The organism is Romboutsia sp. D33t1_170424_H2 (assembly GCF_015669105.1).
Classification (GTDB): domain Bacteria; phylum Bacillota; class Clostridia; order Peptostreptococcales; family Peptostreptococcaceae; genus Romboutsia_C; species Romboutsia_C hominis.
Genome location: NZ_JADOZQ010000005.1, coordinates 52409 through 64275, shown reverse-complemented (window position 1 = coordinate 64275; position 11867 = coordinate 52409). Strand labels below are relative to the sequence as shown.

Genomic DNA, 11867 nt, shown 5'->3' with positions numbered 1-11867 from the left:
TTAAAATATTGAAATAAAAATATTATTATGCTAAGATATTAATACCTGGTATTAAAACTTAAAGTAATAACTTAGATATAAAAGAAGAGTTAAAAAGTTGGAGGAAAAATGAATAATATAAAAATAATATGTGATAGCTTATCGGATATACCTAAAGAATTTATTGATAAATATGATATAGAAGTAGTACCACTTAGCATAATTTTTAATGGTAGAGAATATATAGATGGAGTAGATCTAACTGAAGATGAATTTTATAAAATGCTAAGGGAAAATGAAAGTTTACCAAAAACATCTCAAGTTACGTATATGTCATTTAAAAATGCATTTGAAAAATACATAGATAAATATGAAGAGATTTTGTATATAGGAGGATCATCTAACGCATCTGGTACATATCAAAGTGCTGTTATGGCTAAAAATGATATAGAAAACAAAAATATACACACATTTGATACATTATCATTATCTATAGGAAGTACATGCTTAGTACTTAGTGCAGCTAAGTTAGCTAAAGAAGGCAAAAGTATAGAAGAGATAATAAAACATCTGACAAATTTAAAAAATAACTTATCTGTTTTATTTACAGTAGAAACGCTAGAGTATTTGCAAAAGGGTGGTAGAATGTCTTTAGCTAAGGCTACAATAGGAAATATGTTAAATATAAAGCCAATACTTCGCTTAGATGAAGGATTAGTTAAACATTTTTCACAAGCGAGAGGTAAAAAACAAGTAATAAACAATATAGTAGAAATTATAAAAGAACAACAAGGTGAAGATTTAACTAATAAGACTATAATAATTGGTTATGGAGATAATGAAGGAGATTTAAAAATATTAAAAAATAATTTATGTGAAAATTTAAATGTAAAAGACATTGTTGTTGTAAATATAGGAAGCTGCATATGTGCACATACAGGACCTGGAGTGCTTGGAATTGCATGTTGTGATATATAATAATGAAGATAAACTATAAAAGTTATATAATTTAATTTTTATAGTTTATTTTTTTATTTAAAAACATAAATTAACGTATATTGCTTTAGTATTTACATTTAAAAATTCTAAATTTATCTAAAATTTTAATTATTATAAATATACAAAAACATAATATAAAAAATAAATATTATGTTATAATGGAATCTGTGTGAATTTAAGGGGGGTGTATTATGAACATTGATAGAATTTTAGATTTTTCATCCAATGCAGGAAGACTTATGCTTCAAAGTGGAGGAGAAACGTATAGAGTAGAGGAAACTATATCAAGGATTTGTCAGTCTTTTGATGTAGATGAAGTAGAAGTATTTGCAACACCTACAGCGGTAATGGTTTCTATATTTCTTAATGGTAAGATATATTCAGTAGTTAAAAGGATTAACTCAAGAGGTGTAAATTTAAATAGAGTTCATAATATAAATTCTCTTTCGAGAAAGATATATCATGATAAGTTAAGCATAGATGAATGTGAACTAGAACTAGAAAAAATATGTAAGGATGATATGTATAAGGATAATATAGTATTATTATTTTCAGGTATATCAACAGCTATGTTTACATTATTGTTTGGTGGTAATTTTAATGCTATTTTAGGATCTTTTATAATTGGTATAATAATAAAATATATATATAACAAATTAAGCAAATCATCATTAAATGAATTTTTTATAAATAGTTTATGTGGAGGAGTAGTAGCTATATTTTCTGTATTAATGTATGACATTGGTTTTATACATGAGATAGATAAAATAATAGCTGGAAGTATAATGCTTTTAGTTCCAGGCCTTGCACTTACAAATTCTATAAGAGATATTATGCAAGGAGAATTAATATCAGGGCTTACTAAGGTCGCAGAAGCTTTATTAATAGGTGTATCTATTGCAGTTGGCACAGGATTTGTAATAAGTATGTATCTTCAGATGGGAGGGATGTAGTATGATTATAGAATCAATAGCATCTTTTTTTATAGGAATAGGATTTGGAATTATATTTAATATAAAAGGAAAGCGACTAATAGTAGCAGGAATAGGTGGAGGCATAGCTTGGTTTTCATACAAATTTTCTCTACATTGTATAGGATCAGATGTAATATCATATTTTATATCTGCTATATGCTTTAGTATATACTGCGAAATATGTGCAAGAATATATAAAACACCAGCTACAACATTAAGTGTATGTTGCCTTATTCCTTTGGTTCCAGGATATGGAGTATATAATACAATGTATCAGTTTATAGTAGGAGATTATATGAAAGCTATAGAATATGGAGTAAATACATTAGCAATATCTGGTGCATTAGCATTAGGTATAATATTTGTATCTACTATATTTAGAAATATAAAGCTAGGAAAGTTTATAGGAAAAAGTACTAAAAACAAAAATAACTCTAGTATAAAATCAGGGGAAAATAATTTAGAAATAGTTTAAAGAATACCGATAATTTTTATCGGTATTTTTTTATATTAAAATAGTAAAGTTTATAGAATAAAATAGGTGAATAATATATACTCATTAGTAATAGGAAAATATTTTAGTATAAAATAAGATGGAGGATATATATGTTAATATTAACTACAGAGTGTATACCAGGTAAGAATATTATAGAAGTTAAGGGATTAGTAAAAGGAAGTACAATTAGAGCAAAGCATATAGGAAAAGATATAGGTGCAAGTTTTAAGCAATTAGTTGGTGGAGAACTTACAGGATACGATGAGATGTTAGCAGAAGCTAGAAAAATAGCAATAGCTAGAATGGTAGAAGATGCTAAAGCACAAGGTGCTAATGCGATAATTGGGTTTAGATTAACATCAGCAGCAGTTATGCAAGGAGCTGCTGAAATGTTAGCATATGGTACTGGAGTTGTTATTGATGAGTAATATAGGGCTCATAATAGCTTTAATACTTGCTATAGGAACACCTTTTGTTATTATAGTTGGAAGTATAGTACTTATTATAGTTAAAATAATAGAAAGAAAAAAAGAAAAGAAAAATGAAGATTTTGATAAGTATGATAAATATTAAACTAGAAAGTATAGCTATACTAATAGGTGTAGCTATACTTTTTTATTGTATAAAAGTTTATTTTATATAAAAATTAAAGCTTTTAATAAACATTATTATATAAAATATTTACGAATTATAATGTATTAAAAAATATAAATGTATTGTATAATACTATTAATAAAAATATTTATATTGATAAATGTTTGGAAGGGTGGTCGAAATATGATAGTAGTAAGAGGTGCAGGAGATTTAGCCAGTGGAGTAATACATAGATTAAATAGATGTGGGTTTGATGTGGTTTGTTTGGAAGTTGAAAAACCATTGGCAATAAGGCGAAATGTAAGTTTTAGTGAAGCTGTTTATGAAGGAGAATTTAGTGTTGAAGGTGTTTGTGCAAAGCTTTGTAATAATATAGAGGAGATAAAAAAAGCTATAAAAGATAAGAATGTAGCTTTAGTTGTTGATGAAAAAGGAGAGTATATAAAATATTTAAAACCGGATATAGTAATAGATTGTATTCTAGCTAAAAAAAATTTAGGGACAAATAAAGATATGGCTAAGCTTACTATTGCATTAGGTCCAGGATTTTGTGCGGGTAAAGATGTAGATATAGTAATTGAAACTATGAGGGGTCATAATTTAGGAAAAATCATAAATAGTGGATATGCTCTAAAAAATACATCTACACCAGGAGTTATAAATGGTATAGGAAAAGAAAGAGTCGGGTATGCAAAAGAAAGTGGTATTATAGAAAATATAGCTAGTATAGGAAGTGTAGTAAAAAAAGGAGAAGTACTAGCTTATATAATAAACAAAGATAATGAAAAAATTGATGTAAAAGCAAATATAGATGGAGTTTTAAGAGGAATTATAAGAAATAAGTCTAATATAGTAAAAGGATTAAAAATACTAGATATAGACCCAAGAATTGAAGAAGTTAATAATTGTTATACAATATCAGATAAAGCTAGATGTATAGCTGGAAGTGTTTTAGAGGAAGTTGTAAGATTTTATAATAAATAGTCAAAAGCTAGATAGGAGAAGTAATTATGGATGAGATGATATTAGACAGAATAAGTAAAGAAGTGAAAGGTGGAAATAAGGTAGCTTTTGCAACTATAACGGAAGTAAAAGGTTCTAGTCCAGGAAAAGTAGGTGCTACACTAGCGTACTTTAACGATAAAAGTATACTAGGAACTGTAGGCGGAGGAATATTAGAACACGAAGTGATAATTGAATGTAAAAAAGCATTAGATAGTGGGTTTGATAGAGCATTTAAACATGCTTTAGATGAAAATTCTAAAGATACTCCTATGCAGTGTGGTGGAAGGGTTTGCGGCTTTATAAAAGTATTTAAACCAAGACCAAGACTTTTAATAGTCGGAGGAGGTCATATAGGTTATAATATATATAAAATTGCAAATACATTAGACTTTTATAAAATAATAGTAGATGATAGAGTAGAATTTGCAAATAAAGAAAGATTTGAAAGTGCAGATGAAGTATATTCTGGAAATATAGATAATATATTAAATGATATAAATATAGATGAAAATACATACGTAATAATTGCAACTAGAGGATATGAAAAAGATTTAGAGGCATTAAGAGAAATAATAAAGAAAAATCCTTCTTATATAGGCATGATAGGAAGTAAGAAAAAGTGGAATACATTAAAAGGAGAACTTTTAAAAGAAGGTGTAGAAAAAGAATTATTAGATAAGGTATATGCACCTGTAGGTCTTAATATATCGTCAAATGATGTTTCAGAAATAGCCTTTGGTATAATGGCTGAATTATTATTAGTAAAAAATAAAGGGGAATTATCACATAGAAAACATACTAAATAATATAAAATTGGGAGGTAAATATGTTTAAAGTAGCTATAGTAACACTTAGTGATAAAGGATATATAGGAGAAAGAGAAGATATAACGGGAAAAAAGCTAAAGGAGTATATAGAAGAAAGTAATGAATACAAAGTAGTACATTATAATCTGTTAAAAGATGATAAGGGCATGTTAAAAGAAGAACTTATAAATATTTGTGATAATAATATAGCTGATTTAGTGGTTACTAATGGGGGAACTGGTTTTTCTAAAAGGGATACAACACCAGAAGCTACAAAAGAAGTTTTAGAAAGGGAAATTCCAGGTATAAGTGAATATATGAGATTAAAATCTAGTGAAATAACTAAAAAAGCAATACTTAGTAGAGGAATAAGTGGTATAAGAAACAATTCTATTATAATTAACTTACCAGGAAGCCCTAAAGGTGCAATAGAAAATTTAGGGTTTGTATTAGATGTATTACCCCATGGAATAGAAATATTAAAAGGTGAGGCAACAGAATGTGCCACTACAACTAAAAATAGTATATAATTAGTTATATAAAATAGGCAAAAAAGAGGGTAGCTAGTTATGATTGATAAATATGGAAGAAATATAAATTATGCACGTATTTCTTTAACTGAAAAATGCAATCTAAGATGTGTTTATTGTATGCCAGATGATGTAAGCTTTAATGAATACGAAAATACACTTAGTTTAGATGATTATAAATTTATTATAAATGGATTATCACAAATAGGAATAACAAAAATTAGATTTACAGGAGGAGAACCTTTATTATATGAAGGTTTATCAGAAATTATAAGATACACTTATGAAGAATGTAATATAAAAGATGTAGCTATAACTACTAATGGAATAGGTCTTTATGATATGGCATATGAATTATATGAAAGTGGTCTTAGAACTGTAAATATAAGTCTAGATTCATTAAAAGAATATAAATATAAAAGTATTACTAGAAATGGAGATATAAAAGAAGTATTAAAATCCATATCTAGATGCTTAGAACTTGGAATGAAAGTTAAAATAAATTGTGTACTTATAAATGGATTTAATGAAAATGAAATAACAGATTTTATACTTATGACAAAATTTAATAATATTGATGTAAGATTTATTGAACTTATGCCTTTAGGAGAGGCTAGTAAAATATATAGAAATGGATATGTTAATATACAAGATGTGATAAGTCAAATAGATGGATTATATAAAATAGAAAGTAGTGAAAATTCTACTGCTAAATACTACAAATTAGAAGATTCAATGGGAAGAGTTGGAATAATAACTCCTATGTCATGTTCGTTTTGTAGTGAGTGTAATAGGATAAGAATAACTCAAAATGGAACTATTAAATTATGTCTTCATTCAGAAGAAGAGTATGATATAAAATACTACCTAAATAAGCCATTAATTTTTAGAGAAGTATTAAAAGAGATAATATTAGACAAGCCAGAAAGACACTACTTAAATGAAAATAAAGTTAGTGATACTAAAAGGAGTATGTATCAAATAGGAGGATAATATGCTAACTCATATAAATGAAAAGGGATATGCAAAAATGGTTGATGTAGGAGATAAAGAAAATACAAAAAGAACTGCAACTGCAAAAGCTAGCATATTAGTAAGTGAAGAAATAATAGATAAGATATTAAATGGACAAGTTAAAAAAGGTGATGTATTATCAGTAGCACAAGTTGCAGGAATAATGGGTGCTAAAAATACACCAATGAATATTCCTATGTGTCATCAGATAAATTTAGTAGGTTGTGATTTAGATTTTAATATAGATGAAAAAGAGAATATAATAAATATATATGCAACATGTAAATCAGTTGGAAAAACTGGTGTTGAAATGGAAGCTTTAAGTGCAGTAACAATAGCAGCACTTACAATATATGATATGTGCAAAGCTATAGATAAAAAAATGGTAATAAAGGATGTACATCTACTAGAAAAAAGTGGCGGTAAGTCTGGAAATTTTAAATTTTAAAAAAGGATGGGGAATATGGCTAAGATCGTATCTATAAATATAAGTGAAAAAAAAGGTGTAGTAAAAGTACCTGTAGATAAAGCTATTTTAAAAATAAATCATGGGATAGTTAATGATGCACATGCAGGAAATTGGCATAGACAAATATCTTTACTAGCTAAAGAAAGTATAGATAAAATGAGAGAAAGAGGATTTGATCATTTAAAATTTGGTGATTTTGCAGAAAATATAACAACAGAAGGAATAAATGTATACAAACTTCCTGTAGGAACTAGATTAACTCTAGGTGAATGTGAAGTAGAAGTAACTCAAATAGGCAAAAAGTGCCATGGAGGATGTGAAATAAAAAGAACTACAGGTGATTGTGTTATGCCTAGAGAAGGTATATTTGTAAAAGTTATAAGTGAAGGAACTATAAATATAGGTGATGAAGTAAAAGTATTAAAAGAGAGTATGGTTTAAGCCATACTCTTTTTTTCTTTATAGTTAAACTCTAACATTTTATATTCCATTTTATTTTTTATATGGTCAGCTAATATACTAGATTTTAACTTAGTATTTTCTATATGTTTATATATAGGGTCTAAAAATTCAACCTCTATAGATTTTGAGTGAATTTTACCGATAGGTTCATAGCCATCATAAATACCTTGAGAGTTTTTTATAACTAAAGGAACTATAGGACAATTTGCCTTATAAGCTATTTTTAAAGCACCACTTCTAAAAGTTGATACTAAAGAATTAGGTTCTTTTACCCAAGTTAAATCACCCTCTGGGAATACTGCCATACTGTGTCCTAAGGTTATATTATTAGATGCTTGTATAATACTTTTTATGCCTTCTCTATTATTTTTTCTATTTATGTATACACATTTTATAAGTTTAGTCCAATCTTTTAAAATAGGAATATTTCTCCAAATAGGCTCATCTGCTATAACACACCCAATAGGTCTATCTACACTAGAAATTAGTATAAAACTATCTAACATACTAGAATGATTTACAACAAATAAAACTGGCTCATTAGGGATTTTTTCTTTTCCTAAAATATTTACATCTATATCAACTAACTTTAGTGATTTTAGAGCATGTGATTTTAATACATCAAATTGTTCATTTGATGTATATTTATCAGGATTATTTTTATATTTAAGCAATTTAGGTAAAGTTCCTAGAAAGCCAATTAACTGATAAATTGCAAATTTTATATAATTAAACAAAACTTTCATCTCCTTAAATATTATAATTAAAGATTTTAGCATAAAATTATTATAAACTCAAAATAAAAAAATGTTCAATTAGTAATAAAAAAAGTATGTATAAAATATAGATTAAGTATAAGTTTTTATATTACATAAAAATTATATTCCCTTAAAGGATTTTAATAAACATAATTTTGGAAATATGTAATTAAAAATTTTAAGAAAATATAGTATTAAGGAGTATTTATATGGGGAAAAGTATAAAAAGAGTATATGATGAAAAGCTTTTAAGAGTAAAAGTCTTATCTCATAATGGAGATAAAATTCATATAAAATTACCCGTAAACTTTGTAAAAAAAATGATACAAAATAATGCACTAGACTTTTTTAATGATTTAGATGATATAGTCGATGGTAAAAAACTTATAAGCTTAGTTACAAGAGCATTAGATGAAAATATAAGTGGTGAAGTTGCACACCTAGAAAGAAAGAATGGAGATATTATAAAAATAATATTAGATTAACACTAAGAATTTCTTAGTGTTTTATTTTTTTATAAAAAATAATATAGCAATAAAAAGATAAATATAATAAATAAAAAAGTTAGAAATGATACTATAATTCGACAAGGATATATACGAAATAGTAAAAAGAATTAATTAAAATTAAAAATCAAACAATATTATACCCATTTTTACTAAAAATAATGAAAAAAATATAAAAAAATATAAAAAATGTAAAAAAATTCATAACAAATTTACAAATAAAGTATATAATATATATAAGAATTATTTTGAGAATAAAAACTTTAAATTATATATTGTATAAGAAATAAAAATGGGAGGTTTAAAATGTTAGATAGAAAAGTGGCAGTAGCAGTTTGTGCTACTACAGTAGGACTAGCTATGGGGACTACAGGTGCGTTTGCAGATGGAAAAACAGGAACTGTAACAGTTAGTACATTAAATATAAGAAGTGGACCTAGTACAAGTTACTCAATAGTAACAAAAGTTCATCAAGGAGATAAACTTGAAATATTAGAAAGCTCAAATGGATGGCATAAAGTAAAACTATCAAATGGAAAAATAGGATGGGGAAGTGGAAACTATATAAGTGTATCTGGATCTAGCAGTAACAATAGTTCAAACCAAGTTACAGGAAAGATGGGTACAATAACAACTGCAGCTTTAAATATAAGAAGCGGTGCATCTACATCTCACTCTATAGTAACTAAAGCTTATCAAGGAGACAAAGTAAAGATATTAGATAGCTCAAATGGATGGCATAAAGTGCAACTTTCAAATGGAAAATCAGGATGGGGTCATGGTGGATACATAAGCCTATCTGATTCAAATGCAGGTTCAGGAAATAATGCAAATAACGGTGGAGAAACTTCTACACCTGTTACAGGAAAAACAGGAACAATAACAACAGCAGCTTTAAATATAAGAAGTGGCCCAAGTACTAGCTATGGTATAATAACTAAGGTATACGAAGGAAATAAGGTAGAAATATTAGAAAAAAGTTCAAATGGATGGTACAAAGTAAAATTATCAAATGGAAAAATAGGATGGGGAAGTGGAAGCTATATAAGCTTATCTGACTCAAGTGCAGGTTCAGGAAATAATGCAAATAATGGTGGAGAAATTTCTACACCTGTTACAGGCAAAAAAGGAACAATAACAACAGCAGCTTTAAATATAAGAAGTGGCCCAAGTACTAGCTATGGCGTAATAACTAAAGCTTATCAAGGTGATAGAGTAGATATATTAGAAAGCTCAAATGGATGGTATAAAGTAAAATTATCAAATGGAAAAGTAGGATGGGGAAGTTCAAGCTACATAAGCTTATCTAACTCAAATACAGGTTCAGGAAGTAATAGTAGTTCAGACAATGGACAAACATCTCAAAGCAAAGTACAAAAGGTATTAAGCACAGCTATGGCACAACTAGGAAAGCCATATGTATGGGGAGCAGAAGGACCTAATAGCTTTGACTGTTCAGGATTAACTTACTATGTATATAAGCAAGTTGGAATAACATTACCTAGAGTTTCAACAGCTCAATATAGTGTAGGTAGATCTGTAAGTTGGAATAACTTACAACCAGGAGACTTAATGTTCTCTAGTACTGATGGAAGTGGAAGAATAACTCATGTTGGTATATATATAGGTAATGGACAAATGATACATGCTCCAAAACCAGGAGATGTAGTTCAAAAGACTAGTATAAACAATAGTTACTGGAAAAATGCTCACGTAGGAGCTAAGAGAGTTTTATAATAAAAAAAACACCATAGCAAAATTGCTATGGTGTTTTTATTTAAAGTTATAAAAATAGTTAAATAAAGATATAATAAAGAAAAGTTAGTAATATATAGTTTTAAAGGATTGTACTAAAATGTAGTTAATTTTGGTATAATCCTTTTATAGTATAAATACTAAGGAGAAAAATATGAAATTATCAACTAAAGAATTAGTTATATGTTCTATATTTGCAAGTATAACAGCTATACTTGCTCAAATATCAATACCAATACCTTTTACAACTGTACCACTTACTATGCAGATGTTTTCTGTTATGATTTGTGGAATATTACTTGGTTCTAGGTTAGGTTTTTTATCTCAAATTATATATTTAAGCCTTGGACTAATAGGTATACCTGTATTTTCTCAAATGGGTGGAGGAATAGGTGTATTAGTTGGACCTACAGGAGGTTTCTTAATATCATTTCCTATAGTTTCATATATTGTTGGATATTTTTTTGAAAAATATAAAAATAATATATTACTTTTACTTTCAATGTTAATAGCACTTTTTATAAGCTATATAATAGGTACTTTTCAATTTAGCTTAATAGCAGGAGTAAGTTTTTTTAAAGGTCTACTAACTTGTGTAGTACCATTTTTAATTGTAGATTTTATAAAAGTAGGATTAGCGTATATACTTGGAAAATGTATAAGAAAAAGGATAAACTTTAAAAATATATAAACAGTGATAGTAAAATATATTAATGGGTATATAAGTGGTAAATACTTATAGGGGGAGATTTATTTGGAAAGAGTTTTGGAATTGATAGAAAGAAAATTTTTAAAAGATAGTGAATTATTAGAATTAGAAGATAGTGAATTTGTAATAAACTTAAAATATAAACAGCCTTATAATGCACACTATAACGAGTATTTAATAACTATAAATATAAATGAAACAATAAAAGAATATAGTATATATTTAAAACATAGATAAAAAGAGCCATTAGGCTCTTTTTATAATATAACGGCAAATATTACTTTAGTATCATTATTTGTTATATTTTCCCAACGATGTCTAGAACCAATAGGAACTTTAACGCTATCACCTTCATATAAAGTAAATTTATCTTCATCTATGTATAGGTTAGCTTCACCACTTAATATATAAGCTATCTCATATCCTTTATGTTCTATAAAATTACTACAAGAGCTAGTGTTAGGAGATAGGTTCATTATAGCAAATTCAAAATTATCATTAATTTCTGGAGATAATACTTCATAGACTACATCATTATTTCCAGGAAGAATAACTTTTTTTCTATTATCTTTTCTGACTATTAAATTTCTTTTATCAACTTCAGACATAAAGAAAGTAAATAGTGGAACATTTAAAGCAGAGGCTATAGATTTTAATGAATTAACTGATGGATTAGCAAGACCTCTTTCTATTTGGCTTAGTAAAGATGGTGTAACACCTGCTAGTTTAGCTAAGTCTCTTATACTTAAATCTTGTTTTTTTCTTATTTCACAGATTTTAATACCAATATTTAAATCATTCATAATTAATC

17 protein-coding genes are annotated in these 11867 nt (G+C 27.1%); 15 read left to right on the top strand and 2 right to left on the bottom strand.

Features of this window, described 5'->3' with window-relative positions; all coding sequences use genetic code 11:
• Positions 1-108 precede the first annotated feature (108 nt).
• From I4U66_RS07635 to I4U66_RS07585, 11 genes are all read left to right on the top strand, one after another.
• Positions 109-957 (top strand): DegV family protein, encoded by an 849-nt coding sequence (locus I4U66_RS07635; protein WP_092924996.1) that lies wholly within the window; start codon positions 109-111, stop codon positions 955-957.
• Positions 958-1169: 212 nt separating this feature from the next.
• Positions 1170-1931 (top strand): threonine/serine ThrE exporter family protein, encoded by a 762-nt coding sequence (locus I4U66_RS07630; protein ID WP_092924998.1) that lies wholly within the window; start codon positions 1170-1172, stop codon positions 1929-1931.
• A 1-nt stretch (position 1932) separates the two neighbouring features.
• The gene (locus tag I4U66_RS07625; RefSeq protein ID WP_092925000.1) at positions 1933-2427 is read left to right on the top strand and encodes a threonine/serine exporter family protein; all 495 of its coding nucleotides are present in this window, start codon (positions 1933-1935) and stop codon (positions 2425-2427) included.
• Between the two features lie 131 nt (positions 2428-2558).
• Positions 2559-2876, top strand: a complete 318-nt coding sequence (locus tag I4U66_RS07620) for a heavy metal-binding domain-containing protein (protein WP_092925002.1) — start codon at positions 2559-2561, stop codon at positions 2874-2876.
• The gene (locus I4U66_RS07615; RefSeq protein WP_176698662.1) at positions 2869-3021 is read left to right on the top strand and encodes a hypothetical protein; all 153 of its coding nucleotides are present in this window, start codon (positions 2869-2871) and stop codon (positions 3019-3021) included. The genes I4U66_RS07620 and I4U66_RS07615 overlap by 8 nt, the downstream gene beginning before the upstream one ends.
• A 204-nt stretch (positions 3022-3225) precedes the next feature.
• Entirely contained in the window at positions 3226-4026 is an 801-nt protein-coding gene (gene yqeB, locus I4U66_RS07610; protein WP_240275685.1) for a selenium-dependent molybdenum cofactor biosynthesis protein YqeB, read from the top strand.
• Between the two features lie 26 nt (positions 4027-4052).
• Positions 4053-4853: an XdhC family protein gene (locus tag I4U66_RS07605; RefSeq protein WP_195581237.1), complete on the top strand. Its 801-nt coding sequence runs from the start codon at positions 4053-4055 to the stop codon at positions 4851-4853.
• Positions 4854-4873: 20 nt separating this feature from the next.
• On the top strand, positions 4874-5383 hold the full coding sequence (locus tag I4U66_RS07600; protein WP_195581235.1) for a MogA/MoaB family molybdenum cofactor biosynthesis protein: 510 nt from the start codon (positions 4874-4876) through the stop codon (positions 5381-5383).
• 39 nt (positions 5384-5422) lie between these two features.
• On the top strand, positions 5423-6376 hold the full coding sequence (gene moaA / locus I4U66_RS07595) for a GTP 3',8-cyclase MoaA (RefSeq protein ID WP_195581234.1): 954 nt from the start codon (positions 5423-5425) through the stop codon (positions 6374-6376).
• Position 6377: 1 nt separating this feature from the next.
• Positions 6378-6845 carry a cyclic pyranopterin monophosphate synthase MoaC gene (gene moaC, locus I4U66_RS07590; RefSeq protein ID WP_092925012.1) on the top strand — a complete coding sequence of 156 codons (468 nt, stop codon included), beginning with the start codon at positions 6378-6380 and terminating at the stop codon, positions 6843-6845.
• A 15-nt stretch (positions 6846-6860) separates the two neighbouring features.
• Positions 6861-7307, top strand: coding sequence for an MOSC domain-containing protein (locus I4U66_RS07585; RefSeq protein ID WP_092925014.1), 447 nt, complete (start codon positions 6861-6863; stop codon positions 7305-7307).
• Here I4U66_RS07585 and I4U66_RS07580 read toward each other — a convergent pair.
• The gene (locus tag I4U66_RS07580; RefSeq protein ID WP_195581233.1) at positions 7304-8065 is read right to left on the bottom strand and encodes a lysophospholipid acyltransferase family protein; all 762 of its coding nucleotides are present in this window, start codon (positions 8063-8065) and stop codon (positions 7304-7306) included. The two genes, I4U66_RS07585 and I4U66_RS07580, sit on opposite strands and share 4 nt — an antisense overlap.
• 230 nt (positions 8066-8295) lie before the next feature.
• Here I4U66_RS07580 and I4U66_RS07575 point away from each other — a divergent pair, with 230 nt between their 5' ends.
• From I4U66_RS07575 to I4U66_RS07560, 4 genes are all read left to right on the top strand, one after another.
• Positions 8296-8571 (top strand): hypothetical protein, encoded by a 276-nt coding sequence (locus I4U66_RS07575; RefSeq protein ID WP_166505710.1) that lies wholly within the window; start codon positions 8296-8298, stop codon positions 8569-8571.
• Between the two features lie 327 nt (positions 8572-8898).
• On the top strand, positions 8899-10329 hold the full coding sequence (locus I4U66_RS07570) for an SH3 domain-containing protein (protein ID WP_166505709.1): 1431 nt from the start codon (positions 8899-8901) through the stop codon (positions 10327-10329).
• 172 nt (positions 10330-10501) lie between these two features.
• Positions 10502-11038 (top strand): biotin transporter BioY, encoded by a 537-nt coding sequence (locus I4U66_RS07565; protein ID WP_195928689.1) that lies wholly within the window; start codon positions 10502-10504, stop codon positions 11036-11038.
• A gap of 63 nt (positions 11039-11101) precedes the next feature.
• A complete protein-coding gene (locus I4U66_RS07560) occupies positions 11102-11293 on the top strand; it encodes a hypothetical protein (RefSeq protein ID WP_195928688.1) in 192 nt (63 codons plus the stop codon).
• A gap of 20 nt (positions 11294-11313) precedes the next feature.
• On the opposite strand, the gene I4U66_RS07555 is transcribed toward I4U66_RS07560, so the two are convergent.
• Positions 11314-11859 carry a helix-turn-helix domain-containing protein gene (locus I4U66_RS07555; protein ID WP_195928687.1) on the bottom strand — a complete coding sequence of 182 codons (546 nt, stop codon included), beginning with the start codon at positions 11857-11859 and terminating at the stop codon, positions 11314-11316.
• Between the last annotated feature and the right edge of the window lie 8 nt (positions 11860-11867).